Annotated in this window: 20 protein-coding genes; 12 read left to right on the top strand and 8 right to left on the bottom strand. The window is 73.0% G+C overall.

The window, feature by feature from the left end:
- The first annotated feature begins 32 nt into the window (after nucleotides 1-32).
- From CLT71_RS33365 to CLT71_RS33350, 4 genes are all read left to right on the top strand, one after another.
- On the top strand, nucleotides 33-1,004 hold the full coding sequence (locus CLT71_RS33365; protein WP_101370596.1) for a helix-turn-helix transcriptional regulator: 972 nt from the start codon (nucleotides 33-35) through the stop codon (nucleotides 1,002-1,004).
- A 282-nt stretch (nucleotides 1,005-1,286) separates the two neighbouring features.
- A complete protein-coding gene (locus CLT71_RS33360) occupies nucleotides 1,287-2,333 on the top strand; it encodes an IniB N-terminal domain-containing protein (protein ID WP_143743705.1) in 1,047 nt (348 codons plus the stop codon).
- A gap of 389 nt (nucleotides 2,334-2,722) precedes the next feature.
- Nucleotides 2,723-4,642 carry a polysaccharide lyase family protein gene (locus tag CLT71_RS33355; protein ID WP_101370594.1) on the top strand — a complete coding sequence of 640 codons (1,920 nt, stop codon included), beginning with the start codon at nucleotides 2,723-2,725 and terminating at the stop codon, nucleotides 4,640-4,642.
- A 1-nt stretch (nucleotide 4,643) separates the two neighbouring features.
- Nucleotides 4,644-6,035 carry an alpha-L-fucosidase gene (locus CLT71_RS33350; protein WP_101370593.1) on the top strand — a complete coding sequence of 464 codons (1,392 nt, stop codon included), beginning with the start codon at nucleotides 4,644-4,646 and terminating at the stop codon, nucleotides 6,033-6,035.
- A gap of 103 nt (nucleotides 6,036-6,138) precedes the next feature.
- Here the strand turns inward: CLT71_RS33350 and CLT71_RS33345 are convergent, their stop codons facing one another.
- A complete protein-coding gene (locus tag CLT71_RS33345) occupies nucleotides 6,139-7,437 on the bottom strand; it encodes an extracellular solute-binding protein (RefSeq protein ID WP_158242351.1) in 1,299 nt (432 codons plus the stop codon).
- 367 nt (nucleotides 7,438-7,804) lie between these two features.
- Nucleotides 7,805-8,746: a hypothetical protein gene (locus tag CLT71_RS33340; RefSeq protein WP_101370591.1), complete on the bottom strand. Its 942-nt coding sequence runs from the start codon at nucleotides 8,744-8,746 to the stop codon at nucleotides 7,805-7,807.
- Nucleotides 8,747-8,992: 246 nt separating this feature from the next.
- Between CLT71_RS33340 and CLT71_RS33335 the strand changes: the two genes are divergently transcribed.
- The 4 genes from CLT71_RS33335 (at nucleotide 8,993) to CLT71_RS33320 (ending at nucleotide 12,974) form a co-directional block, all read left to right on the top strand.
- Nucleotides 8,993-9,685, top strand: coding sequence for a 50S ribosomal protein L11 methyltransferase (locus CLT71_RS33335; RefSeq protein ID WP_101370590.1), 693 nt, complete (start codon nucleotides 8,993-8,995; stop codon nucleotides 9,683-9,685).
- A gap of 9 nt (nucleotides 9,686-9,694) precedes the next feature.
- Nucleotides 9,695-10,855 carry a cytochrome P450 gene (locus tag CLT71_RS33330; protein ID WP_101370589.1) on the top strand — a complete coding sequence of 387 codons (1,161 nt, stop codon included), beginning with the start codon at nucleotides 9,695-9,697 and terminating at the stop codon, nucleotides 10,853-10,855.
- 116 nt (nucleotides 10,856-10,971) lie between these two features.
- Nucleotides 10,972-11,733: a DeoR/GlpR family DNA-binding transcription regulator gene (locus CLT71_RS33325; RefSeq protein ID WP_101370588.1), complete on the top strand. Its 762-nt coding sequence runs from the start codon at nucleotides 10,972-10,974 to the stop codon at nucleotides 11,731-11,733.
- A complete protein-coding gene (locus CLT71_RS33320) occupies nucleotides 11,730-12,974 on the top strand; it encodes an MFS transporter (RefSeq protein ID WP_101370587.1) in 1,245 nt (414 codons plus the stop codon). Before CLT71_RS33325 ends, CLT71_RS33320 begins: the two co-directional genes overlap by 4 nt.
- Here CLT71_RS33320 and lspA read toward each other — a convergent pair.
- From lspA to CLT71_RS33295, 5 genes are all read right to left on the bottom strand, one after another.
- A complete protein-coding gene (lspA, locus tag CLT71_RS33315; protein ID WP_101372010.1) occupies nucleotides 12,927-13,442 on the bottom strand; it encodes a signal peptidase II in 516 nt (171 codons plus the stop codon). The two genes, CLT71_RS33320 and lspA, sit on opposite strands and share 48 nt — an antisense overlap.
- Nucleotides 13,443-13,563: 121 nt before the next feature.
- Nucleotides 13,564-14,178 carry a response regulator gene (locus CLT71_RS33310; RefSeq protein ID WP_486483747.1) on the bottom strand — a complete coding sequence of 205 codons (615 nt, stop codon included), beginning with the start codon at nucleotides 14,176-14,178 and terminating at the stop codon, nucleotides 13,564-13,566.
- A gap of 125 nt (nucleotides 14,179-14,303) precedes the next feature.
- Entirely contained in the window at nucleotides 14,304-16,019 is a 1,716-nt protein-coding gene (locus CLT71_RS33305; RefSeq protein WP_101370585.1) for a histidine kinase, read from the bottom strand.
- A 173-nt stretch (nucleotides 16,020-16,192) separates the two neighbouring features.
- Nucleotides 16,193-16,897 (bottom strand): dethiobiotin synthase, encoded by a 705-nt coding sequence (gene bioD, locus CLT71_RS33300; RefSeq protein ID WP_101372009.1) that lies wholly within the window; start codon nucleotides 16,895-16,897, stop codon nucleotides 16,193-16,195.
- Between the two features lie 46 nt (nucleotides 16,898-16,943).
- Nucleotides 16,944-18,092 carry an 8-amino-7-oxononanoate synthase gene (locus CLT71_RS33295; RefSeq protein WP_486483589.1) on the bottom strand — a complete coding sequence of 383 codons (1,149 nt, stop codon included), beginning with the start codon at nucleotides 18,090-18,092 and terminating at the stop codon, nucleotides 16,944-16,946.
- Between the two features lie 267 nt (nucleotides 18,093-18,359).
- Between CLT71_RS33295 and bioB the strand changes: the two genes are divergently transcribed.
- The 3 genes from bioB (at nucleotide 18,360) to CLT71_RS33280 (ending at nucleotide 19,909) form a co-directional block, all read left to right on the top strand.
- Nucleotides 18,360-19,355: a biotin synthase BioB gene (gene bioB, locus CLT71_RS33290; RefSeq protein ID WP_101370584.1), complete on the top strand. Its 996-nt coding sequence runs from the start codon at nucleotides 18,360-18,362 to the stop codon at nucleotides 19,353-19,355.
- 2 nt (nucleotides 19,356-19,357) lie between these two features.
- Nucleotides 19,358-19,558, top strand: a complete 201-nt coding sequence (gene bsaP / locus CLT71_RS33285) for a biotin synthase auxiliary protein BsaP (RefSeq protein ID WP_101370583.1) — start codon at nucleotides 19,358-19,360, stop codon at nucleotides 19,556-19,558.
- 117 nt (nucleotides 19,559-19,675) lie between these two features.
- Nucleotides 19,676-19,909 carry a hypothetical protein gene (locus tag CLT71_RS33280; protein WP_101370582.1) on the top strand — a complete coding sequence of 78 codons (234 nt, stop codon included), beginning with the start codon at nucleotides 19,676-19,678 and terminating at the stop codon, nucleotides 19,907-19,909.
- 88 nt (nucleotides 19,910-19,997) lie between these two features.
- Here CLT71_RS33280 and CLT71_RS33275 read toward each other — a convergent pair whose 3' ends face one another.
- A complete protein-coding gene (locus CLT71_RS33275; RefSeq protein WP_101370581.1) occupies nucleotides 19,998-20,390 on the bottom strand; it encodes a hypothetical protein in 393 nt (130 codons plus the stop codon).
- Nucleotides 20,391-20,630: 240 nt separating this feature from the next.
- Between CLT71_RS33275 and CLT71_RS33270 the strand changes: the two genes are divergently transcribed.
- Complete coding sequence (locus tag CLT71_RS33270) at nucleotides 20,631-26,201, top strand: WD40 domain-containing protein (RefSeq protein WP_101370580.1); 5,571 nt, start codon at nucleotides 20,631-20,633, stop codon at nucleotides 26,199-26,201.
- Nucleotides 26,202-26,249: the final 48 nt, after the last annotated feature.

Below are 26,249 nucleotides of genomic sequence, written 5' to 3'. Positions count from 1 at the left end.
GATCGTTCCTGGTTTGCTGACAGACTCGGGAAATGCTCGACACCTCGGCACGGCTGCTGCGCCTGCTCGCCATCCTGCAGACCCGGCCGGAGTGGACCGGTCCGGAACTGGCGGAGCGGCTGGGCGTGACGGTGCGTACCCTGCGCCGGGACATGGCTCGACTCCGCGACCTCGGCTATCCGGTCCGGGCCACCCCGGGGGTCGCCGGTGGCTACCGGCTCGGCGCCGGGTCGACGCTGCCGCCGCTGCTGCTCGACGACGAGGAGGCGGTGGCGGTCGTGCTGAGCCTGCGTACCGCGGCCAGCCAGAGCGTGACCGGCATCGCCGAGACCTCGCTGCGCGCCCTGACCAAACTGGAGCGGATCCTGCCGCCCCGGCTCCGCCAGCGGGCCGCCGCGCTGCGGTTGACCACCGTCCCGCTGACCGGCGGCGCGCCCACAGTCGACCCTGACCTGTTGACCGTGATCGCGCAGGCGTGCCAGAACCTGCACCGGCTCACCTTCGACTACCGCGACCGCGACGGGGTGACCAGCATCCGCCGGGTGGAGCCGTACCGGCTGGTGCACACCGGCCGGCGGTGGTATCTGGTGGCCCGGGACACCGACCGGGACGCCTGGCGTACGTTCCGGGCCGACCGGGTCGGTGAACTCCACTCGACGGGTCCCCGGTTCACCCCGCACGATCCGCCCGATCCGGCGGCCTTCGTCGCGGACTCGGTCGGTGCGGCACCGTACCGGTACCGTGCCCGGATACTCGTGCACGCGCCGGCCACCGAGGTCGCCGAACGGATCCCGCCGACCGCCGGGCTGGTGGAGGCGGTCGACCGGCACAGTTGCCTACTGCGCACCGGAGCGGACTCGCTCGGCCTGCTGGCGCTGCACCTGGCCCTGCTCGGCCCCGAGTTCACCGTGCTCGAACCCGCCGAACTGGCCGACGAACTCGGCCGCCTGGCCGGGCGGCTGGACCGGGCGCGGGACAGGTCCCGGTCGGCGCGGCCCGAGTAGCACCCCGGGGTGCCCCGATCCACCCGGGACGATCGAGTGAACTGGGCGGACCCGTCGCCCTGGACCGTTTCGCCGGCTCTGCGACCCGGACGCGGTCGGGGTGGTCGGCCGAGCCAGCCCCTATTCCCCTAACCCTGGGCGGGGTCTCGGACCCGACCGGTGGGGGCGAGAACCGGGGCTCGTCCCCGATGTCCGGTACGTCGGCAACGCCGTACGGTCGGCGCCAGGTCTGGAACGACATGTCCAGATCATCCCGCCCAACCTCCTGAGGAGATCGTCACCGTGGAATCGGCACCGACCGTGCAGACCCCCGCTCCGGCTCCGGCCCCCGCTCCGGCGCCCGCCCCCGAGGCGACTCCCGCCGTGGAGACCACCCAGACCCTGCACGAGTTCGTGGTCAACCTGCTCACCGACGTGGACCTGCGGACGGCGTACGAGCTGGACCCGACCGGCACGCTGGAGAGCGTCGGGCTCTGCGACGTGGTTCCGGGCGACGTCGCGGACGTCGTTCCGCTGGTCGTCGACACCGTACCGCTGCAGGGCCTGACCGACCTCGGCGCGGTGGAGAGCCTGGGTCTCGGCTCGCTCAGCCTCAGCCCCACCAGCGTCGTCGGCCAGGTGCAGACGGTCGCCAACCAGTTCACCGCCGGGGTCTACAGCACCGACGTCGACGCCGACCTGGCCGGCCTGGGCTCCGTCAGCGTGGACCCGAACGGCCTGGAGGTCGGTGTCGGCTCCGCCCTGCCGGTGCTGGGTCTGGACAGCGGCCTCAACGTGGACCTCTCCGGCGTGCACGACCTGGCCGACACCCTCGACTCGGCGGTGCTGGGCGCCACGGGTGGGGTCGACACCGTCGACGGCGTGCTCGGCACCGCCGACTTCGCCGCGACCACCGTGACCTCGACCGTCACCGGCACCACCGGCCTGGTCGGCTCCGGCGACCTGGGCAGCGTGACGGACCTGACCAACCTCACCGACCTGGGGAACGTGGCCGACCTCGGCACCATCACCGACCTGGGCACCATCACCGACCTGGGCAACGTCACCGACCTCGGCAACGTCACCGACCTGGGCAACGTGGCTGACCTGGACGGCACCCTGGATGGCGTCACCGGCACGGTCGGCGGGGTGACCGACACCGTCGACGGGACGCTCGGCACCGTCGGCCTGGACGGGGTCACCGACACCGTCGGCGGGGTGACCGACCTGACCGGGACCGTCGGGGTCACCGGTGCCGTGGACGGCACCCTGGGCAGCGTGACCGGGCTGGTCGGCGGCGCCGCCGACCTCGGTGGCACCACCGACCTGCTCACCGACGGCGTGCTCTGAGCCATATCCGCACGAAAGGCGGCGGTGCCCGGACCAGAAAGCGGCTGGTCCGGGCACCGCCTTCGGCATTTCTACCCCACGCCCCGCATCAACCGGTCGGCACGTCGGGGGTAGCGAGCGGCGGGACGTCGGAGAAGCGGTGCGCCGAGACGTCAGGTAGCCGCGTCGAGTTAGCGGGGCGACGGACGAAGTGAGGGCGCCGCTTACATCGGATGTCTGTGGAGCCATCTTGACAGGCGTCGCAGTACCGCAATAGCGTCGGATCCTAATTGATTCGTTTCAACTACGACCAGACGTCGGCACACGGGACGTCCTGCCGTACCGGTTGGACCCGCTGCGCCTGGACATCGTGGACAGACATCCGATGCTCCTGGTCGGGAGGAGACGACGTGATCGCACGCAGGGACTTCCACCGGATCAGCGCGGCGACCGCAATCGGTACCGGAATCGGCACCGGGATCGGCGCGGGCACCAGCGGCGCGGCCTTCGGTGCCGCCCCAGGCGGGGCGCAGCCGAAGTGCGAGGTCGTCGAGACCGACACCGAGATCGTCGTCGACAACGGCCCGGTCCAAATCACCGTCAGCAAGACCAGCGCCAGCCGGCTGACCTCGCTGCGACTGTACGGCCAGGAGTTGCTCGGCGCGGGCGGACGCGGCAACTACGACATGAACAACGCGCGGGAGGGCGATCCGCTGCCGCTGCCACCGGCGCAGAACACCTACGAGATCCGGCGCGGGGACGACTTCGTCGACATCGCCTTCCGGTACAGCCCGACGAACGGCGGTCCGTTCTGGCTGGAGCGCCACCACATCGTCCGGGCCGGTGAGCCCGGCTTCCACCTGGCCACCGTCTTCCAGCACCCGCCGGAGCTGCACGGGTTCCGCTCCGACCAGCACCGGTACGTCTGCTATCTGGACCCCGCGCTCTTCACGCACGCCAGCGTCGAGGACGACCCGATCGGGCAACCGTGGCGGGCCGAGGCGGCTCGGATGCCCACCCCGGCCGAACTGGCCGCCGCGCCGGTGGTGATGGACGCCACGCACGACCTCGCCGGTCTCGGCTCGGCCTACCCCCGGCGCTACTACACCAAGTACGACTGGGCCACCTACCTCAAGGACCACGTGGTGCACGGCCTCCACGGCAACGGGTACGGCATCTGGGCCGTCACGCCGAACCGGGAGGCGTTCTGCGGTGGACCGGTCCGGCAGGACCTGACCCTGCACCAGACCACCAGCCGGCCGGTGTTGCTGGTCGAGCCACAGGCGACGCACTACGGCTCACCACCGGTACGGGTGGCCGCCGGCCAGGCGTGGGAGAAGACGTACGGGCCGTACTTCGTCTACCTGAGCCGGGGCGACGACCCGGCCCGGATGCGTGCCGAGGCGCTGGGCTACGCCCACCTCGACGCGCACCGGAAGTTCTACGACCGGGTGGCGCTGCCGGGCTGGACACCGAGCGCGCAGCGGTGCACCGTGCACGGCCGGATCCGGCTCGACGGCCAGCCGCACCTGCGCGGCGCGGTGGCGGTGCTCTCGGACAACCGGCTCGACTTCCAGCGGACCGCGCTCGGCTACGCGTACTGGACCGGGGTGAACCCGGGCGGCGTGTTCCGGCTGCCCGACGTACGGCCGGGAACGTACCGGCTCACCGTCTACCGGCCCGGCACCTGGGGCGAGTACGTCCGCGACGACGTGACGGTGCCGGCGGGCGGCCGGATCGACCTCGGGGAGCTGCACTGGGAGCCGCCCCGCAACGGCCGGACGGTCCTCCAACTCGGCAACCCCGACCGCACCTCGGCGGAGTTCCGCCGTGGCGACGAGTTCCGGCAGTGGGGCACGGCGCGGTTCTTCAAGGCCGACTTCCCGGCCGGGGTGGTCTACACCGTCGGGCGCAGTGGTGACGAGGACTGGAACTACCTCCAGTTCCAGCGGGTCGACGGTGAACCGGTGCCGCCGTGGCGGATCCGGTTCGACCTCGACCGCGCGGTGCGCCCCGGCGCGACCGCCACGCTGACCGTCGCGCTCGCCGCCTGGGCGATGGACACCGCCCGGGACGTACCGCCGGTGCCGAGCAACCTGACCATCGGCGTCAACGACCTGCGGCTGGTCTGGACGTTCGCGCCGGACGACGCCCGGGGCGCCACCTATCGCAGCGCCTGCGGCGGTCGGCACTACCGGCGGGAGTTCCGGTTCGACGCGGGCGCGCTGCGCCGGACCGGCAACGAGATCACCTTCACGATCAACGAGGGGACTCCGCCGGAGCTGGGCAACGAGGCGGCGTACGACGCGATCCGGCTGGAGATCGACTGACGTGCGTCCGGAGCGGGAGACCCCGGCCTGGTACCGGGACGCCAAGTTCGGCATCATGATCCACTGGGGGTTGTACTCCATCCCGGCCTGGGCGCCCCTGGACGACGAGGTGGTACGGCTACTCGGCGCCGGCCGGACCTCCCCCAACCGTTCCACTCCGGACGGTTCAGGATCGGGCTCGGGCGGTGCCGACTGCGGTGCGGCGGTCGGGGCGGTGCACCTGTCCGATCCACTGGCCCGGCACTCCTACGCGGAGTGGTACCAGAACACCCACCTGCTGGACGGCCCGACCCGGGCCCACCACCGGCGGGTGTACGGTGACCGGCCGTACGCCGACTTCCGCACCGAGTTCGTCGCGGCGGTCCGGGACTGGGATCCGGCGCCCTGGGCCGAGCTCTGCGCGGCGGCCGGCGCCCGGTACGTCGTACCGACCAGCAAGCACCACGACGGTTACCTGCTCTGGCCCTCCGCACACCCCAACCCACACCTGCCGCACTGGCAGACCGGGCGGGACGTGGTCGGTGAACTGGGCACGGCGGTGCGCGACCGGGGGCTGCGCTACGGCCTCTACTACTCCGGCGGCCTGGACTGGACCTTCGGCAACCTGCCGATCCGCCGGATGGCCGACGTGGCGACGAGCGTCCCCGACTCCCCCGGCTACGCCCGGTACGTGGACGCGCACTGGCGCGAGCTGATCGACAGGTACCGGCCGAGCGTGCTCTGGAACGACATCGGTTATCCGTCGGCCGGCGATGCCGACAGGCTGGTCTCGGATTACTACGCGGCGGTACCGGACGGGGTGGTCAACGACCGGTTCTCCCGCGACGGTGCCGACGTGCGCACCCCGGAGTACGGCATCCGGTCGGAGATCGACCCGGCGCCCTGGGAGACGGTACGGGCGCTCGGGCTCTCGTTCGGCTGGAACCGGCAGGAGACGGCGGAGCACCTGCTCTCCGCCACCGAACTGGTGCACCTGCTCGTCGACGTGGTGAGCAGGAACGGGAACCTGCTGCTCGGGATCACTCCCGACGACCGGGGCGTCGTACCGGACGCGCAGCGTACGGTGCTGCACGAGGTGGGACGGTGGCTGGCCGAGTACGGCGAGGCGATCTACGGCACCCGGCCCTGGCCCGTGCCGGCGGCGGTCACCAGCAGCGGCGTACCGGTCCGGTTCACCCGACGCGACGACGTCGGCTATCTCGTAGTGCTCGGCGACCCGGGGCCCGAGTTCGGCGTACCCGGACTGTCGTTGCCGCCCGGAGCCCGACTCCGGGTGGTCGGCCAGGCGGCGGCGGAGTCCCCGGTCCGCACCGGCCCGGACGGCCCGGTGCTGGCGGTCGGCCCGCTGTCGCCGGCCCCGGCACACGTCTTCGCGGTGCGGCCCGCTCCCTGACCCGGGCGGGCGGTGCTGAGCGCGCCGCCGGCGGGACGGCCGGAAACGCACCGGTGCCCCCGTCCCGGGCGGGACGGGGGCACCGGTGGAACTGTCGCGGGCGTCAGCCGAGTTGGCTCTTGGCCTCGTCGATGACCCGCTTGGCACCCTCGGCGACCGGGATCCGGCCGAAGATGACCTCGTCGTAGATCCGCTGGAACTCGGCCTTCACCGCGCCGCCGCCCTTGGGCTGCGGCGGCGGGGTCGGCAGCAGCTTGTCGACGACCGACTTCTCGAACTCGTAGACCAGCTTGTCGTTCGGGGCCAGGCTCGGGGCGATCGCGTCCCGCACCTTGGCGTTGGCCGGCATACCCCGGGAGACCGCCAGCACCTTGCCGGCCTCGACGTCGTTGATCAGGAAGTCGACGAGCATCGCCGCCTCCTTCGGGTGCTCACTGCGCTGGGCGACGCTGTAGGCCATCGACATCGCCGCGATCATCCCCCGCTTCGAGGTGTCGCTCGGCATCGGCGCGATCGCCAGCGGCGCGCCGTACGCGCTGACCATGCCGGTGAAGCCGGAGTCGTAGTTGACCTCGCCGGTGACACCCTTCTTGATCAGCGAGGAGTTCGTGATCGAGCCGTCGAGCTGGGTGGTCAGCGCCGGGGGCGCCAGCGCGCCGACCGAGCGCATCTGACCGGTCATCGTCCAGAACTCGGTCAGCTCCGCCTCGGTGAAGCCGAGCTTGCCGTCGTCGGTGTAGATGGCCTTGTCCCGCTGGCGCAGCCAGATGTCGAACCAGTCGATGGCGAAACCGAAGTCGCCGAAGCCGGCCACCTTGCCGCCGCTGGACTGGCTCAGCTTCTGCCCGGCGGCCTGCATGTCGGCCCAGGTCCACTCGGGGCTCGGGGCGGCCACACCGGCCTTCTGCCAGAGCGCCGGGTCGTAGACGACCCCCTGGGTGTTCTGGGCGATCGGGATCGCGTACGTCGCGTCGCCGACCTTGCCGGCCGGCAGCAGCGTCTTGGTGATGTCGTCGACCTTGAGGGTGCCGTCCTCGATGTACTCGGTGAGGTCGCGCAGCGCGTTCCGGTCGGCGTACTCCCGCAGGTAGGCACGGTCCATCTGCACCACGTCCGGCGCGTCGCCACCGGCGATCTGGGTGGAGAGTTTCTGGAAGTACGCGTCGAAGGCCCCGAACGAGGTGTTCACCTTGATGTTCGGGTACTTCTTCTCGAACAGGTCGATGGCCTGCTCGGTCACCTTGGCTCGGTCTTCGTTGCCCCACCAGGTGAAGTCGAGGGTAACCGGGCCGTCCGAGGCGTCGTCACCACCACCACAGGCGGCCAGTGGCAGGACGAGCAGGACCGCCGCGGCGAGGGTTGCGGCCCTCGCGGCTCGGCGGACCCGGCGGGTGTGCACCATGGACATTCTCCTTCCCAAGGGCGACCGGCGGTGGTGGTGCGGTGAGCCGGGAGCAGGAAACCGCTTGCCTGAGCGGGCGCAGGGATGCCTGGGCGGACAGCGGTGAATCCTCCCTCTCGACGTGGGCCGGGTCGCGGGGGCGGTAGTTGCGGCGGCAGGTTGTGCGGTACGGCAATGAAACGATCCAACAGAACCGGACGCTAGGTGTGACGCGGGCCGCTTGTCAAGAGACGCCACCGCGCCCAAGACCGGTGGGACCTGCGAGAACGCCGGAAAACGGACCCGTCGCGCCGAACCGTTATACGAACGGGACCTAGCCCGGTCCGATCGGGGCCAGGATCGGACGGAGTCGCGCCGGGTGGACCGATCACCAGTCGGGGTAGTGCTCGGCTGCGCCGGTGCGTCGGCGTACCGCCTCCGGATGGCCGCGTCGGGCGGCGGGCGGGTGGCCCCGGCGAGCCGGCCCCGGAAGCGGCGCCGCCTCGGCGAACCGGTCTCGGGAACGCAGCCGGAGCAGCAGGCCGGCACCGAGGAAGAGCAGCACGGCGCCGACCACGAAGCCGAGCCCGGTCAGCCCGGTACCGCCCCGCCCCGCGGTGGCGTTTGTCGCACCGCCGCCCGCACCGCCCTCGTCCGCCCCGGCGGCTCCGTCCGGCCCTTCGGCGAGTACCGGAGAGTCGTCCTCGACCGACTCGGTCGGCTCCGGCTCGACCGACTCGGTCGGGCTCGGCGCCGCCTCGGTCGGAGTGGCCCGGCTCCGCTCCGGTGTGGTGGGTGCCGGCGCACGACGTCGCGGCGGCCCGCCCCGCTCGCTTCCCACCTCGCGGGTGGCACTGGCCCGGTCGAGCAGCCGGGACTGGGCGTCGAACGCCTCGACGGTGAGTTCGATCCGCCCGTCGGTGACCCCCTGGTCGACGGCGAGCCGGTACTGGGCGGTGACCGTCCGGTTCCGGCACAGCGTGCCCGGGTCCAGGTCCCGGTCGGTGATCCGGGCGCCACCGCCCTCGCCCCGGACCTCGGTCGGGACCACGCCGGGCTGCTCGATCCGGTCGATCCCGATCTGGTCGAGCCGCAGCCCGTCCGCCCGCAGCACAAGTGACCAGCGGACCTTGCGGCATCCGCCGTCCAGGGTGGTGGAGACGACCGCCGTGATCGTCTCGGCACCGGCTCCGGCGACGAACTGGCCGGGCAGCCGGGTCAGCGCGGTGTCGAAGCCGGGAGCCGCGCCGGCTGGAGCGGCCGGCAGCATCGTCCAGCCCACCGTCGCACAGACCAGCGTGGACCCGAACCGGGTCGCGAGCCGCCACACCGTAACCACCACCCAATCGCCGGGGTCGGGACGTCGACCGCGTAGTCCACGCCGATCGCGTACGGATCGACGCTATGGCCGCCGATGGGCGGGCGGAAGACTGGCGTATCAGCACCATTCAGCAATGAAGGGGGCGATTTTGACGCGCAGTGCTGAACCGGTTACCACGTCCTCGCGACACGCCCGGGTACGGGGCACCGGGGGTGGCCGAAACATCCGGCGGGCTGACCGGCAGAATCGGCGGTTGTGTCCGAGAGCCCGGCGGAGTTCGTCCGAACCTACGCCCAACTGAGCCCGGTGTCGGCGGTACCGGAGATCCGGCTGCACCAGGCGGCCGAGCCGATCGGCCTCTGGGAGCTGACCGAGGGCGAGTTCCGCAGCGAGCAGCCGCCACCGTTCTGGGCCTTCGCCTGGGCCGGCGGCCAGGCGCTGGCCCGCTATCTGCTCGACCATCCGGAGACGGTCGCCGGCCGGCGGGTACTCGACCTGGCGTCCGGTTCCGGGCTGGTGGCGGTCGCCGCCGCCCGGGCCGGTGCCGCCCGGGTCCGGGCCGTCGACATCGACCCGATGGCGTTGGCCGCCGTCGAGGTGAACGCCGAGGCCAACGGGGTGGTGGTGGCCGGCGAACTCGGCGACGTACTTGACGGCGACGCCGGTGACGCCCAGGTGGTACTGGCCGGCGACGTCTTCTACAGCCAGGCGATGGCGAACCGGGTGCTGCGGTTCCTGATCCGGGCGGCCCGGTCCGGCGCCCGGGTGCTGGTCGGGGACCCGGAACGGGCGTACCTGCCCCGGGGGCGGTTCCAGCCGCTGGCCGGCTACGACATCCCGGTCACGGTCGCCCTGGAGAGCGTCACGGTCAAGCACAGCCGGGTCTGGGAACTGACGAAGGTCACCCCGGCGACCGGCGACAGCCGTCCCGTCGGCCGTACTGGCTAGCGTGGGCGGGTGCTGTTCCGTAGTTGGCAACCGGTCGAGCGGTCGTGGCCGGACGTGGTCGCCGTACCCGACCATGCCGGGGTCGAGCACCTGGTGGTGACCCGGCACGCGCTGGTCCGTCGGGTGCTCGCCGATCCCGAGACGTTCCGCCCGGACAACGCGCTGGACGCGATGACCCCGATCCCGGTCGGTGCGCTGCGGATCCTCGCCCGGCACGGCTTCCGGCTGCCCCCGACCCTGGCCAACAACGGCGGTCCGAGTCATCCACAGATCCGGGGCATCGTGGCCGAGGCGCTGCATCCGGACCGGGTCGCGGCCCAGCGGCCTTGGCTGACCGCCGTCGTGCGGGAGCGGGTCGGCCGGCTCGGCGCCGCGCTCGACGCCGGTGACGCGATCGACCTGTACGCGGACCTCGCCGCGGACCTGCCACTGCTGGTACTGGCCCGGCTGGTCGAGCTGCCCCAGGCGCCGGCCGAGGTGGTCAAGGAGTTCGCCCGGGCGGCTCTGGAACTGTTCTGGGCACCTGTCGACCCGGCGCGACAGCGGGTACTGGCCGAGGTGGTGGGCCGGTTCCACGCCGTACTGCGGGAGTTCGCCGCCACCGGCGCCGGGTTGGCCGGTGCGCTGCGGGCGGCCGGGCATCCGCCGGACGTCGTCGTCGGGGCGCTGTTCTTCCTGCTGGTCGCCGGGCAGGAGACCACCTCGCAGTTCCTCACCCTGCTGCTGCACCGGCTCACCGGCACCCCGGAGGTGGTCGCCGGGGTGCGGGCCGGCACGGTGCGGGTGGAGGACGTGGTCGAGGAGGGGCTGCGGCTGGAGCCGCCGATCGTCACCTGGCGCCGGGTGGCCGCCCGGGACACCGAGTTGGCCGGTACCCGGGTACCGGAGGGGGCCAGCCTGGTGCTCTGGCTGGCTCGCGCCGGCCGCGACCCGGCGGTGGTCGCCGAGCCGGAGGAGTTCGTCCCCGGGCAGCGTGGCTCCCGCCGGCACCTGGCGTTCGGGGCCGGGGCACACCGCTGCGTCGGCGCCCAGCTCTCCCGGCTGGAGGCGGCGGTGGTGGTGGCCGAGACGGCGCCGCTGCTCGCCGACGTGACGGTGCTGCGGGCGCCCTGGTATCCGGACAACCTGTCCTTCCGGATGCCGGACGCGCTGGTGGTCGCGCGCCGCTGAGCTGCGGCGATTTCCCGAGGGTTAGTGGGCCGAGGTGGTGGACCGGGGGTGAGCCGCGCCATCGAACGAACAAACGATCTTGTGAATCGAACACGAGAGATGTTCTAATCGAACGCATGTCTGCGCAGGAACGGCACCAGGCGATCATCGACATGCTGCTCACCTCCGGCCGGGTGACGGTCGCCGAGTTGACCGGTCGGGCCGGCGTCTCGGAGATGACCATCCGCCGCGACCTGGAGCTGCTCGAACGGGAGGGCCTGCTCCAACGGGTGCACGGCGGCGCGGTCAGCACCGTCTCGGGCAGCTACGAGCCGCCGTTCGCGGTACGGGTCCGGCAGCACGCCGACGTCAAGGCCCGGATCGGTGCCGCCGCCGCCGATCTGGTCGGCGCCAACGAGACGGTGGTGGTCGACGCCGGTACGACCGCACTTGCCGCCGCCCAGGCACTGCGCGGACGCCGGCAACTCACGGTGTGCGCGCTGAGCGTGCCGGCCAGTACCGCCCTCGCCGACGAACCCGGGATCCGGCTCATCGCCGCCGGTGGCGACATCCGGGCCGGGGAGCACTGCTTCGTCGGCCCGCTCGCCGAGCGGATCTTCGAGGAGTTGCGGTTCGACACCTTCGTACTCTCCGTCGGCGGCGCCGACCCGGGTACCGGACTGACCGACTTCAACCTCGACGACGTACGCGTCAAACGGGCCGCCATCGGCGCCTCCCGCCGCCGGGTGGTGGTGGCCGACTCGACCAAGCTCGGCCGGGCCACCTTCGCCCGGATCGGGCCGGTGCAGCTCGCCGACGTCCTCGTCACAGACGACCGGGCCGACCCGGAACAGGTGGCGGCGCTGCGCGACGCGGGGCTGACGGTGGTGCTGGCATGAGCACGGCGACCCGACGGCCCGGCCCCGCCCGGCTGCCCCGGCTGGCGGTGCTCGGCGCGGTCACCGCCTTCGCGATGATCGGCCTCCAGCAGGCGCTCTACGGCCCCGCCATCCCGCAGTTGCGCGAGGCGCACGGGATCACCGCCGCCGGGGCGGCGATCGCGCTCAGCGTGCACTTCGCCGGGGCGATCATCGGGGTACTCGCGATGCCGCTGGCCCGCCGTCTCGGGGTACCGGACGGGCGTTTCCTGGCCTGCTCGCTGGTCGCCTTCGCGGTGGGTACCCTGGCCTTCCCGCTCGCCCCGCAGTGGCCGTACGCCCTGCTCGCCGCCTTCGTCGCGGGGGTCGGATTCGGCGGGCTGGACGGCGGCGTCAACCAGGTCTTCACCGAGGTGTACGCCGTGGGCGGCCACGGCATGCTCAACCTGCTGCACGGCTGCTTCGGTGCCGGGGCGGTCGTCGGGCCGATCGCCGTCGGTCTGCTGCCCGGCTACGGCTGGTCCTTCGCCGGCTGTGCCCTGCTCGCCCTCCTCGCTCTGCCCGGCCTGCGCGCCCTCTCCGGTTCGCCACGCCCCGCCCGCCGGGCCCAGACCGCAGACGGCAGCGCCGAGCCGACCCCGGGCACGGCCGTCGGCGGCGGTACCCGGCGCCGGGCGTTCCCGGTCGGCACCGCGCTGTCGCTGGGATTCCTGCTCTTCTTCGTGCTGCACGTCGGGCTGGAGACCGGGGCGGCCGGCTGGGAGACCACCCACCTGATCGCGACCGGCTGGTCGGCATCGTCGGCCGCCACCGCCACCGCCGGATTCTGGCTGGCCTTCACCGCCGCGCGCTTCGCCGTGGTGCCGCTCTGCCGCCGCTACCCGGCCCGAGTGATCGTCTTCGCCTGCACCGGGCTCACCGTGCTGGCCGCGGCGGCCACCCTGGTCGACCCGCTGGCACCGGTCGGGTACGCGCTGCTCGGTGCGGCGGTCGGACCGCTCTTCCCCACCGGGCTGGCCTGGCTGGCCGAGTACCGCCCCGGGCTGACCCCGACCGTCGTCGCGGTGTCGATGGCCGGCGGCATCGCCCTGCCCCCGGCGATCGGGGTGGCGGTCGGCCTGGCCGGCCCGACGGCGATCGCCTGGGCGATGGTGCTGATGGCGCTCGCCGGGCTCGGCACCGTGCTCGGCCTGGCCCGGCTCCGCCCGGCCCGGTCAGGCCCGGTCGCGCCGGCCGTCGATGTCGATGCCGCGCAGGTATAGCAGGACGATCAGCGCGCCGCCGACCACCAGGCAGATGTCGGCGACGTTGCCGACGAAGAAGCCGGCGTAGTCGATGAAGTCGACCACGTGGCCCCGGGCGAAGCCGGGCTCCCGGAAGAGCCGGTCCAGCAGGTGGGTGGTGGCACCGCCCAGCACCAGGCCGAGGGCGAGTGCCCAGGCCCGGTTGCGGACCTTCCAGGCGGCCCGGGTGATCGCGGCCACCGCGACGGCCGCGACGATGGTGAAGATCCAGGTGACGCCGGTGCCGATCGAGAACGCCGCGCCGGGGTTGTAGAGCAGTCGCAGGCTGAGCAGGTCGCCGAGGACCGGTACAACCCCGCCGTCGGAGAGCGCGGCCACCGCCAGGTATTTCGTGACCTGGTCCACCAGCACGATCACGACCGCCAGGGTGAGCACCCAGGGGTACCACCGGACGGAGCCGGTGACCCGGTCCGTCTCTTCCGACATCGAGGAATCCGCCTCGACCTGCTGCATGACAGAGGACCTCCAGCACCGACGGCTGCCCGAACGGCACCCAGCCTACGTCGCCCGGCCGGGATGCCAGCCCCGAGCTTCCGCCGGTACGGGCTCAGCCGGTCAGCCCCGCCTCGTACGCGATGATCGCCGCCTGCACCCGGTTGCGTACCCCGAGCCGGTTGAAGATGCTGCTCAGGTAGCTCTTCACCGTCCCCTCGACCAGGAACAGCCGCTGGCCGATCTCGGCGTTGGAGAGCCCGGCACCGACCAGGGCCAGTACCTCGCGTTCCCGCACGGTGAGCCCCTCGATCCGCTCCCGGGCGGCCGGAGCCCGGGCCAGCAGCCCGCCGCCCAACTCGATCACCCGGCGCGCCACCTCCGGCGACAGGTACGCCGCACCGTCCGCCACCGCCCGCACCCCGGCGATCAGCTCCCGGGGATCGCCGGACTTGAGCAGGAAACCGCTCATCCCCTCGCCGAGGGCGCGGGCGATGTAGTCGTCCTCGCCGAACGTGGTCAGCATGACCACCGCGGTCCCGGGTACCAGCCGGCGGATCTCCGCCCCGGCGGCGAGCCCGTCGAGCCGGGGCATCCGGATGTCCAGCAGCGCCACCCTGGGCCGGTGGGCCCGGACCAGCTCGACGGCGTCGCGCCCGTCGACGGCCTCGGCGACCACCTCGATCTCCGGGTCGGCGGCGAGAATCGCCCGGACACCGGCCCTGATCATCGCCTCGTCGTCGGCCAGCAGGACGGAGATCACTCGTACTCCTCGGGTTCGGTTACCGGGCCGGCGCGGGCGGATCGGCCCGGTGCCGGCGGGACGGGCGGGACGGGCGGGACGGACGGGACGGGTCAACCGCCGAGGCGGTCCTTGACCACCAGGCGCCCGTGCAGGAAACAGACCTGGTAGACCGCCTGGCCGAACGGGAAGGAGCCGTCGGAGTAGAACTCGCAGGTCGCGCCGTCGGGCACCGGCCGGTCGGCGGCACCGGCCGGCGCGACGACCTGGCGGTCCGGCAGCAGGCCGCGCAGCTCGGTGCGGTCCTGCCCCATCCGGAGCTGCTCGTAGCGGTCGGAGTCAAGCACCGCCCCGAAGGTGGCGATCGGATAGTAGGCGAGCACCAGCAGGGCGCCGATCGCGACCGGCACGGTCACCGCGGCCAGCAGGCTGCGCCGGACCCGCCGCCGGGCGGATCGCAGCCGGTGCGCGGTGGCCACCACGGGGTCGCCGGACGGTACGGCGACGTCCGCCACCGGCCGCCGATTCGGGTACCCCGGCTCGGGCGGTCCCGCCGGGTGCCCGAGCTCGACCGGCCCGGCCCGTCCCCCCTCCGCCGCGGGTACGGCCGGCAGCTCGGCGTACACCTCGAAGCCGTCGCCGGCCGGGCCGGCCCGCAGGATGCCACCGGCCAGGCGTACCCGCTCACGGAGCCCGACCAGGCCGGACCCGGCGCCCCGGATCCCCGGCAGCGGTCCCGCCGGTGGCCTGTCGTTGCCGACCCGCACAGTGGTCCGGTCGGCGCCCCGGCGCACCGCCACCGTCACGGCCGCCCCGGGCGCGTGCCGGGTCGCGTTGGTCAGCGCCTCCTGCACCACCGAGCAGACCGCCCGCTCCACCATCGGCGGCCCGGCGGCACCCGGCCCGGTCGCCGGAGGCTCCCCCTCGACCACCAGGCGTACCGCCATCCCGGCGGCCCGGGCCCGGGCCACGATGTCGTCGACCAGCTCCCCCGGCGGCCGGGTCGGCGCCGGCTCGGCGTCGTCCCGGAGCACCCCGATGACCTGGCGGAGCCGGTCGGTGGCGAGCGCCACGCTGGCCCGCAGCTCACCGGCGGCCCGCCGGTGCCGCTCGTCCAGGTCCGCCGCCACCTCCAGGGCACCCGCCCGCAGCGCGATCAGGCTCAGGTCGTGCCCGAGCGAGTCGTGCATGTCCTGGGCGATCCGGGCCCGCTCCCGCATCCGGACCCGCTCGGCGGCACCGCGCTGTTCCCGCTCCAGCAGGTCGGCCTGCTCCCAGCCGGCCAGCACCAGGGCCCGGTGCTGCCGGTGGTAGCGGCCCACCAGCCACGGAAAGACGCCGCCGACCAGCAGCGTGCCGGCGAGCAGGAACCAGACCTCGGCCTCGGTGCCGAGCAGTCCGAGGTTGAGCACCGTGCCGCCGAGCCCGATCCCGGCGAAGACGACAGCGGCCGGGCCGGTGTGGCGCTCGCGCAGCCCGACGAGATAGCTCAGCACCGGGATGCCGAAGAGGAAGTTGCCGTCCCAGGCGGTCGGCAGCACCACCAGCAGGAGGCCGAGCAGCGGCACCGACCGGCTGGCCAGCACCGCGAGCCCGGTCACCAGCAGCGATCCGGCCAACCTGCCGAAAAACCACGACGGGTACGGCGGGGTGGTCAGCGGCATCACGATCGGCGCCGAGATCACGAGCCAGAGCACCAGGTCGAGGAGGCGGTCACGCCGTCGCGGCGGTACCGCCCCGGCGGATCGCGGCGGTCCGACCGGTGCGACGCGCCAGCCGGCCGGTGGCAGCAGGCGGCGCCACCGCCGTACGTCGCCGAGCTGGTCCATCACCCGGCCAGGCTACAAGCCGCCCCACCAGCCGGTTACCACCGAAAGTCAGTAACCGGCCAGGCCCCGCTCGAACCTCCGGCGCCCCTGCCCGGACCACCCGACTCGGCAGCCCTGCCCGAACCTCCCGAGTCGACGACCCCGCTCGGATCACCCAGGTCGGCGGCGTCCGGTCAGCTGACGTCCTCGGCCCAGGCCCGCCAGTCGTCGAGTACGCCGTACAGGGCCGGGGTGAGCCAGCCCGGTGCGGAGCGCCGGAAGACGCCGGGCTCCAGCGTGCCCGCCCCGTCCGGCAGCGCACCGACCATGTTGGGTACCAGCTCGCGCAGGTTCGCCCAGTGCACCAGCTCCGGTTCGGCCGGCCAGGCGCCGAGCACCACGCCACAGGGCACCGCGCGCCGGTCCAGCGCCTCCAGGGTGAGCGCGGTGTGGTTGAGCGTGCCGAGCCCGGCCCGGGTGACCACCACCGCCGGGGCGCCGATCGAGACCGCCAGGTCGGCGAGCGTCCACGCCTCACCGGACGGGCGCAGACCCATCGGCACCAGCAGCCCGCCCGCCCCCTCGACGAGTACCAGGTCGTGCTTCTCCGCGTCGGCCCTGATCTCGTCGGCGACCGCGTACAGCTCCAGCGGCTCGGCCTGGGCGACCCGGGCCGCCGCGAGTGGCGCCAGTGGATCGGGGTAGCTGACCAGGGTGCGCGCGGTCATCGGTGCCGCCAGCCGGTTGACGGTGTCGACGTCGGGTTCCGCCCCGGTCGCCGTACCGGTCTGGCCGGGTTTGATGACCGCGACCCGCAGCCCGGCGGCCTGGGCCGCGGCGGTGATCGCCGCGGTCACCACCGTCTTGCCCACGTCGGTGTCGGTGCCGGTCACCAGGATCGGCCCGCGCCACGCCACGGCGCTCACTTCGTCTCACCGGTCGCGGTCACGGGGCACACTCCACGATCACTTCCAGGGCCCGGTCGAAGTCGGCCCGCTCGATCCCGACGTTCATGGTGAGCCGCAGCCGGGAGCGGTTGTCCGGGGTCGACGGCGGCCGGAAGCAGCCGACCGCGACGCCCCGGTCCCGGCAGTCGGCCGCCCAGGCCACCGCCGTCTCCGGGCCGGGTGCGGTCACCGAGACCACCCCGGCGGCCGGGGCGGAGACCTCCAGCCCGGCCGCGCCGAGCCGGCGGGCCACCGTGCCGGCCCGGTCGGCCAGCTCGGCCCGGAGCGCGTCGCCGGAGCGGGCCAGCCCGGCGGCGGCGAGGACCCCGGCGACCACCGCCGGCGGCGGAGCGGTGTCGTAGATGAAGGTGCGGCCGGTGTCGATCAGGTGCCGGATCAACTCCGCCGGGCCGGCGACCACCCCGCCGGCGCCACCGAGCGACTTGGAGAGGGTGGCGGTCACCACCACGTCCGGCTCGCCGGCCAGTCCGGCGCCGGCCACCGCGCCCGCCCCGGCCGGACCGAGTACGCCGAGCGCGTGCGCGTCGTCGACCAGCAGCAGTGCGCCGTACCGGCGGGTCACCGCGTGCAGCTCGGCGAGCGGGGCGAGGTCGCCGTCGACCGAGAAGACCGACTCGGTGACCAGCACCGCCGGCCGACCCGGCGCCCCGGCCAGGGCCGCCTCGACGGCGTCGACGTCGAGGTGTGGGACGACCCGGGTCTCCGCACCGGAGAGCTTGCAGCCGTCGATGAGCGAGGCGTGGTTGTGCGCGTCGGAGAGCAGCAGGGTGCGGGGCTGGACCAGGGCGCGGATCGCGCCGAGATTGGCGAGGTAGCCGGAGGAGTAGACCAGTGCCCGCCCGGTGCCGAGCCAGTCGGCGAGGGTGGACTCCAGCGCGTGGTGTGCCTCGGTGGAGCCGCGTACCAGTCGGGAGCCGGTGGCGCCGAGGCCGTACCCGGCCAGCGCCTCGGTCGCGGCGGCGACCACCGCCGGGTGCCGGGCCAGGCCGAGATAGTCGTTGCCGGCGAGGTCGACCACCTCCTCGGTGGCGCTCCTCGGCCGCAGCCGCCGGGTGAGCCCGGCCTTGCCGCGCAGCCGCGCCCGCCGGTCCAGCACCTCCAGCCAGCTCGGCACCGCCACCCCCATTTGGTTTGCGTCCGCCTCCGGGCGCTGTCGGAAACCCGATCGCCGCACGTCCCGCGGCTCCGGCCCGCCCGGCGTCGGCTCGCACCGGACCCCGGCCCGGGGCTGCGGCGTCGCCCGCGTGACGGCCCCGACCGGCGAAAATACCACCCGCCGCAGCCGGTGGCCGCCCGCCGGGCCGACCGGGCCGGCGGCGGCGCGTCAGCGGCTCCGGGTGGCCGCGCCGGGTGGGCCCACATCGACGGACGGTCCGCTTGTAGGGTACGACCCATGCCAGAAATCCTCGACCGGGCCCGTAACCAGGTGCTCGACGGTGGTGTCGGTCTCGACGAGGCCGGCGTGCTCGCCGTGCTGCGGCTGCCCGACGAGCACCTGTCGGCGGCGCTCCAGCTCGCCCACGAGGTGCGGATGCGCTGGTGCGGCCCGGAGGTCGAGGTCGAGGGGATCGTCTCGCTGAAGACCGGCGGCTGCCCGGAGGACTGCCACTTCTGCTCGCAGTCCGGGCTCTTCGCCTCGCCGGTCCGGTCGGTCTGGCTGGACATACCGTCGCTGGTCGAGGCGGCGAAGCAGACCGCTGCCACCGGGGCGACCGAGTTCTGCATCGTCGCGGCCGTCCGGGGCCCGGACGAGCGGTTGATGAAGCAGATGCGCGACGGCGTCGCCGCGATCCGCGCCGAGGTGGACATCCAGGTCGCCGCCTCGCTCGGGATGCTGACCCAGGCCCAGGTCGACGAGCTGGTCGAGATGGGTGTGCACCGCTACAACCACAACCTGGAGACCTGCCGCTCCTTCTTCCCCAACGTGGTGAGCACGCACTCCTGGGAGGAGCGCTGGGAGACGCTGCGGATGGTCCGCGCCTCGGGCATGGAGGTCTGCTGCGGCGGCATCCTGGGGCTCGGCGAGACCGTCGAGCAGCGGGCCGAGTTCGCCGCACAGCTCGCCGAGCTGGACCCGCACGAGGTGCCGCTGAACTTCCTCAACCCCCGGCCGGGCACCCCGCTGGGCGACCAGCCGGTGGTCGCACCGCGCGACGCGCTGCGGGCCATCGCCGCGTTCCGGCTGGCCATGCCGCGCACCATCCTCCGGTACGCGGGCGGCCGCGAGATCACCCTCGGCGACCTCGGCACCCGGGACGGCCTGCTGGGCGGGATCAACGCGGTGATCGTCGGGAACTACCTGACCACGCTCGGCCGGCCGGCCGGCGACGATCTGGCGCTGCTCGACGAGCTGAAGATGCCGGTCAAGGCGCTCTCGGCGACCCTGTGACGATGCCGATCGGGGCGGCCAACTGGTGCGACAGGTGCGGCGAGGCCGCCGACACCGGCAGCCATGCCGCCTGCCGGGCCGCCCGCGAGCTGGAGCCGCCGCGCTACTGCACCGCCTGCCGGCGCAGGATGAAGGTGCAGGTGCTCCCCTCCGGCTGGGCGGCGGTCTGCGTCGAGCACGGCGAGACCGCCTCCACCCGCTGACTCCCCGGACCAACCGCCCGCGTCGGTACGCTCTCGTGCCGCCCCTGCCGGTTCCGTCGGCGTGCAGGGGCACAAAGGCCCTGTCTCGACGGGCGTCGGCGGGCGTATCGTCGTCGTGTGCCGCAAAGAAGCCCGAGCCGCCCCCGGCTGGTCGCCGTACTGGCCGGCGTCTCGGTGGTCGGCTCGGTCGCGATGGCGGCCGGCGTCTCGGGCAGCCTCCTCTGGGACGATGGCTCCTTCGCCACCATGTGCGTCGTCACACTGCTGGTGGCTGCCGTCGGCGGGCTCGTCGCCGTGCCTCTGCTGACCCGGCACGCCCCGCGCGCCGGCAGCCGTTCGTCGACGGACTGACAACCAACCACGGACCGACAACCAGCTTCCGAAGGCGTCCGCCCAGGTCGGTTCCGCGCCCGGCGTCGGCCCCGCCCGATCTGCTCGGTCAGGGTGCTCGTCCGTCGGTGGGTGTGCCGCCGGCCCGCCGCCGGATCAGCCAGCCCAGCGTCGCGCCGGCTCCGGCGCTGCCGCTGGCGAGCAGGGCGAGCTGCATGATCTGGTCGGCGGAGAGGCCGGCCCATTTGGACATCCCGATGACCACGACGACCGGCAGCAGGGCCGCGACGGTGTAGACGACGGCTATCGCGGCCTGGTGCCAGCGCAGTCGGGTGTAGAGCCGGTTGGTCGTCTCGTCCTCGGTCGCCCGGCGCAGGTGGTGGTCCCGCAGTTCGAGTTCGTTCTTCGGCGGCCTGCCGTCGTACGGATTCGGCCGCCCACGCCCGACGGCGCTCCGGCCGCGCCGTTCCCGATCGTTGCTGTTGGTCGCCGGAGCGCTCACTGTGCCTCCTCCCGGGGGATCGGAGGTTGTTCTGTGGGGGAGCAACACGTTAAGGCTACGACGAGCAACGCTGTTGCACAACGTAACGGCGTAGGTCACCTCGCGTGTCCTTTCGCCACTTACCACAGCCTACGGTCACCCGTCCGGGGAGAGCTAGTAAAAACCACCCAGATAGTTGCTCCCTGATGGAGCAAGGGACCGTTACAGTGGAGGAACTCGTCCGGAGGAGGTGTCGGTGGCATGACCAGGCCGGAACTGACGAAGATCATCGCCGCCCGGATCCGTCGGCTGCGCGACGAGCGCCGATGGTCCGCCCGACGGCTCGCCGAGCAGTGTGCCGAGTTGGGCATGCCCTCGCTGACCCGGAGCACGATAGCCAAGATCGAGGCAGGTCTGCGGGGCATCGACGTCGAGGAACTGCACGTGCTGGCCATGGCGCTCGGGGTCACCTTCGACCAGCTCACCGCCGACACCTCGATCACCGTGCTCCACCTGTCCCAGCTGCGGATCGCGCCCGGACAGGCGTTCGGCTCCCCGGCCCGGCCGGGCTTCCACGAGCAGGTCCTCCAGGCGCTGTGTGCCGATCTCGACCTGTTGACCCGGGAGCTGTCCGGAGCCCGTCCCGACCTGGTCGTGGTCAGCGGTGACCTCGCCGTCACCGGCCGACCCCGGGAGTTCGACATGGTCAGGTCCTTCCTGGAAGGACTCGTCGACCACCTCGGCGTCGGTTTCGGCCGGATCGCGATCGTGCCGGGCGAGCACGACGTCAACGAGGCGGCAGCCCGGGCTTACCTGGCGCAGTGCGAGGCCGACGACGTCCCGCCGGTGAAGCCGTACTGGCACAACTGGCGGCACTTCGCCACCCTCTTCGACGCCTGGCCGGAAGACCGGCACCAGGTGGTCCGGATGCAGAAGGAACATCCGTGGAGCCTCTTCGAGCTACCCGACCTCCGGGTGGCGGTCGCCGGCCTCAACTCCACGATCGACGCCGAGCCTGCCGGCTCCGGCGGCGGCCCCGGGCCCGGGCCCGGGCGCATCGGCGCGGAGCAGGCGCAGCACCTGGCGGAGTCCCTGGCCACCTACGAGGAGCGGGGCTGGCTGCGGATCGGCGTACTGCACCACGATCCACACGGCCGTGCCGCGCTCGGGCACGACCGGCTCGCCGACGCCGACCTGCTCGACGAGCATCTCGGCCAACGACTGAACCTGCTGCTGCACGGTAACGGCGACGAGAAGGCGGCGGCCGGCGGCCGGTTGCGGTCCGGACTGCGTACCTTCGGGCTCGGCGCGGCGCCCGGGCCGGAGGCGGCCGGCCGCTACCAGTTGCTGCGGCTGACCGAGGACGGTCTGGTCCGGCTCGGCCGCCGCTTCGACCGCGAAGAGGGCCGCTGGCTGGCCGACCAGGGTGACACCGAGCCGGCCCGCTGGTCGGAGCCGGTGGCGGTGACCTGGCACGCCGCCGACAACACCTTCCCGGTCTCGTCGGCGCACCGGGTCGTGGCCCGGCTCGGGGACGGCTGGGCACGGGCCGACTCGGACTGGGAGGAACTCGACTCCCGGCGCCTGCTGCTGGACCGGATCGCCGACGTCTGCCTCGCCCGGCACCCCGGCGCGGTGGTGCACCGGATCAGGGGACCCTTCCCGTACCTGCGGGTCACCTACGCGGACGCCGGACGCGCCCGGCAACTGCGGATCGGCGCCTGCGTTCGTGCCGTCACCGAACACGACGTGGACACCTTCCTGGAGCAGGTGCACGGCGCCGACCCCGACGTCGAGTCGGAACTCGTCTACCAGGGGACGGAGCCGGCCAGGGCACTGCGCGACTACGCCCGACGCCGCAAGGTACGGCTGCGCAGCTTCCTCCAGTTCCAGGGGCTGCTCGACCTCACCGGCTACCTGCGGGCGCAGGCCGAGACACTGCTGGCCGACCCCCGCTACCCCCCCGACGGGTACGTCCCACAGCGGTTCGTCGACAAGACCCACTCCGACGGGCGCCGTGGTGACGCCGACGAGGAGACCCGCGAGGACGTGGTCGGAGAACTGCTGGAGCTGGTCGGCGGCGACGAGGGCCGGTTCATCCTGCTGCTCGGCGACTTCGGGCGCGGCAAGACCTTCGCACTGCGGGAGCTGAGCCGGCGGATCAGCACCGAGCTGCCGCACGTACTGCCGATCCTCATCGACCTGCGGGCGTCGGACAAGGCGAACACGCTGGAGGGGCACGTCGCCGCACACCTGGCGAACCACGGGCACGACAAGATCGACCTGCCGGCCTTCCGGTACATGCTGGACCACGGCCGGATCGTGCTGATCTTCGACGGCTTCGACGAGCTGGTGGCCCGGGCCACCTACGCCCGGGCCGCCGACCACCTGAGTACGCTGCTCACCGCCGCCCACGGCCAGGCGAAGATCATCGTGGCCAGCCGGACCCAGCACTTCGCCGCGCACTCCCAGGTCGCCACCGCGATGGAGGCGCAGATCGGCAGCCTTCCGCAGCGGCGCGTCCTGAGCCTGTCGCACCTCTCCGTCGAGCAGATCCGCACCCTGCTGATCCAGCGGTTCGGCGGGCAGGTCGAGGAGGTCGAGCGGCGACTGGAACTGCTGGCCAGCATCCCCGGGTTGATGCCGCTGGCCACCAACCCCCGGATGCTCGGCTTCATCGCCGACCTGCCGACCGACCGGCTGCGCGCGGTCTCGGCGGCGAGCGGCACGATCAGCCCGGCCCGGCTCTACGAGGAGATCATCGGCGCCTGGCTCGGTTACGAGGGCGACCGGACCCAGGACATCCGAGGGGTACCCGTCGGCCTGGCCGCCACCGACCTGTTCGAGGCGGTGACCGCGCTGGCGCTGCGACTGTGGGAGCGCGGCGAGGCGCTGATCCGGATCGAGGAGATCGAGGACCTGGCCGGCACGCTCACCGACCTCGCCGGCCGGCACCTGTCGGCGGAGCAGATCACCCACGCCATCGGCGCCGGCAGCCTGCTCATCCGCACCGACGACGGGGTCTTCAGCTTCATCCACGACTCCGTCACGGAGTGGCTGGTCGCCCGGCACCTCGCCGACGACCTGGCCGCCGGTCACACCCACGGCGACCGACTGCACGCACACCCGCTCTCCCAGCTCACCATCGACTTCCTGTGTGACCTGGCCGAGCCGTCGCTCTGCCGGGACTGGGCGGACAGCGTGCTCAACGACGCCGACGCCACCCCGGCCGCCAGGACCAACGCCGGCCGGATCATCGCCCGGTTCAGCGCGTCACCCGGGCTCAACCTGCGCTCCGCGCTGCTCAGCGGGCTGCACCTGACCGAACGGTCGTGGCCGGAGGCGGACCTGACCGACGCCGACCTGACCGGTGCCCGGCTGGCGGAGATGGTGCTGACCGGTGCCACCCTGCGCGGGGCCCGGCTGGCCGGGGTGGCGATCGAGAACAGCGACCTGTCCGGGGCCGACCTGACCGACGCGAACCTGGCCGGTGCGCGGATCGTGGGCAGCAACCTCGCCGGCGCCGACCTGACCGGGGCCGACCTGACCGACGCGCGGATCCTCACCACCGACCTGACCGGCACGACGCTGGCCGGCATCCGGTGGCGGCGCGCGGCGGTCGTCTCCGCGAAGGCCGAACCGGCCGCACTCGACCGGCTGCGCCAGGCGGGCGCGGTGGTACTGCCCGGCAGCCAGTTGACCACCGCGGTCCGGCCCGCCGCGCTGGGCGTACTCTTCGGCTTCGAGGAGGGCCGGCTGCCGCGTCCGGTCGGGTACGACGCCGAGGGCGCGTTGCTGGCGATCGGCTGCGAGGACGGCTCGGTACTGATCTGCGACGCCCGGGACAACCGGCCGTTGCGCACGTTGACCGGGCACGAGCGGCGCACCTACGGGGTCAACTTCAGCCCCACCGAGCCGCTGCTGGCCACCGGCGCCCAGGACGGTGTGGTACGTCTCTGGGACGCGACCACCGGCGAATGCCGGCACGTGCTCGCCCCGCACCGCGAGTGGGTGTGGCCGTTCCTGTTCAACAGCACCGGCGACCTGTTGGCGACCGGCGACGCCGACGGCGTGGTCCGGGTCTGGGACGTCCGGACCGGGCGGCTGCGCTGGGAACTGCCCGGCCACCGGGCACCGGTCTGGACCGGGACGTTCAACCCCGACGGCTCGATGCTGGCCACCGGTGACGACGGGGCCGTCGTACGGCTCTGGGACCTGCGTACCGGCCAGCTGCACAAGCGCGTCGAATCCGAGGAGAAGCTGACGTACTGGATGCGGCACGACCCGGCCGGCACCTGCCTGGCCGGTGGCGCCGAGGACGGGATGCTGCGGCTGTGGGATCCGAAGACGGGCCGGCTGCTGCACCGGCTGACCGGGCACCAGGCCGCGATCTACACCTTCGACTTCCACCCGTCCGGCCGGCGCATCGTCAGCGCCGACGTCTCCGGATCCGTCCGGCGCTGGGACCTGCCACCGGACGGCGGGCCGCCGGTCGGCCGGGAACTGGGCCGGCACACCGGAGCCGTCTACCGGGTCTCGTTCAGTCGGCGCGGCACGATGTTCGCCACCGGCGACAGCGACGGCTGGGTGAAACTCTGGGACGACGAGACCTGCGAGGTGCGCCACGAGTTGGACCGGCACTACGCCTCGGTCTGGCCGATCACGTTCCGCCCGGACGGTGAACGGCTGGTCAGCAGCAGCAACGACTTCACCACAAAGGTGTGGAGCACCCGCACCGGCGAATCCGCGGCCGTGCTGCGCGGGCACGGCCGGCAGATGCGGGCGGTCGCCTTCAACCAGGACGGGACGCTCCTCGCCACCAGCAGCAACGACGGGCTGGTCCGGCTCTGGGACCCGGTCACCGGGGAGTGCCGGCGGGTGCTGTCATCCAACCGGATGGACCGGCTCACCTCAGTGGTCTTCGGTGCCGAACCGAACCTGCTGGCCACCGCAAGCAACGACGGGCGGGTGTACCTCTGGGACGCCGTGACCGGGGTGGAGGGCCGGCAGCTGGAGATGGCCAGCGAGGCGGTCTGGGCCATGGTGTTCAGCCCGGACGGGGAGCACATCGCGACCGCCAACGACGACGATTCGGTGCAACTGCTGATCCGCACCACCGGGCGCACCGTCGGTTGGCTGCGCGGTTTCCGGGGCCGGGTACGGGCGCTGGCGTACTCCCCGGACGGCGGCACCCTGGCCAGCGGCTCGGACGACGAACTGGTCCGCCTGCACGACCTGGCGACCGACCGGGTGCGGGTACTGCCGCAGGCGCACAGTGGACGCATCTTCTCCCTGGCGTACCGCCCCGACGGGCGGATGCTCGCCTCGGCGAGTGTCGACGGCACCGTGGTGCTGTGGGATCCGCAGGCGCAGACCAGGTTGCAGGTGCTCCAGCCGGGACGGGGCAAGCTGTGGACGACGGCCTTCCATCCCGGCGGGCGGCTCCTCGCCACCGCCGGGGACAAGGAGGTGGTTGACATCTGGGACGTGCAGACCGGCCAGCGGGTGCAGGAGTTGACCGGGCACACCCGGCGGATCTGGTCGGTGTCGTTCAGCCCGAACGGCGACCTGATGGCCAGCGGCAGCACCGACGGTACGGTCCGGCTGTGGCAGCTTGCGCCGGACGGTACGGCCACACACCGCTGCACGCTGCTGGGCCTGCCGGACCAGAGCTGGGCGGCGTTCACCCCGAACGGGCGGCACAAGTCGGAGGGCGAGGTCTCGGCCGACTTCTGGCACGTGGCGGGGGTGTGCCGGTTCGACATCGGTGAACTCGACCCGTACCTGGCCGACGTGGGGCGGGTGCCCGCCGGGGCGCCGCTGCACGACTAGCGCCGGCGGACCTGCGGAAACGATACCGGGACACCCTGCCCCGATCGA

The sequence above is a fragment of the Plantactinospora sp. CNZ320 genome (assembly GCF_002846275.1).
This window is presented reverse-complemented; position numbering and strand designations above follow the sequence as displayed.

What these genes read in the sequence shown, in the direction of transcription:
- bioB (WP_101370584.1), top strand. Translation starts at nt 18,360, where the DNA reads ATGCCAGAAATCCTCGACCGGGCCCGTAACCAGGTGCTCGACGGTGGT.
- CLT71_RS33320 (WP_101370587.1), top strand. Translation starts at nt 11,730, where the DNA reads ATGAGCACGGCGACCCGACGGCCCGGCCCCGCCCGGCTGCCCCGGCTG.
- CLT71_RS33295 (WP_486483589.1), bottom strand. Translation starts at nt 18,092, where the DNA reads ATGGGGGTGGCGGTGCCGAGCTGGCTGGAGGTGCTGGACCGGCGGGCG.
- CLT71_RS33325 (WP_101370588.1), top strand. Translation starts at nt 10,972, where the DNA reads ATGTCTGCGCAGGAACGGCACCAGGCGATCATCGACATGCTGCTCACC.
- CLT71_RS33270 (WP_101370580.1), top strand. Translation starts at nt 20,631, where the DNA reads ATGACCAGGCCGGAACTGACGAAGATCATCGCCGCCCGGATCCGTCGG.
- bsaP (WP_101370583.1), top strand. Translation starts at nt 19,358, where the DNA reads ATGCCGATCGGGGCGGCCAACTGGTGCGACAGGTGCGGCGAGGCCGCC.
- lspA (WP_101372010.1), bottom strand. Translation starts at nt 13,442, where the DNA reads ATGTCGGAAGAGACGGACCGGGTCACCGGCTCCGTCCGGTGGTACCCC.
- CLT71_RS33345 (WP_158242351.1), bottom strand. Translation starts at nt 7,437, where the DNA reads ATGGTGCACACCCGCCGGGTCCGCCGAGCCGCGAGGGCCGCAACCCTC.
- CLT71_RS33365 (WP_101370596.1), top strand. Translation starts at nt 33, where the DNA reads ATGCTCGACACCTCGGCACGGCTGCTGCGCCTGCTCGCCATCCTGCAG.
- CLT71_RS33310 (WP_486483747.1), bottom strand. Translation starts at nt 14,178, where the DNA reads ATGATCAGGGCCGGTGTCCGGGCGATTCTCGCCGCCGACCCGGAGATC.
- CLT71_RS33305 (WP_101370585.1), bottom strand. Translation starts at nt 16,019, where the DNA reads ATGGACCAGCTCGGCGACGTACGGCGGTGGCGCCGCCTGCTGCCACCG.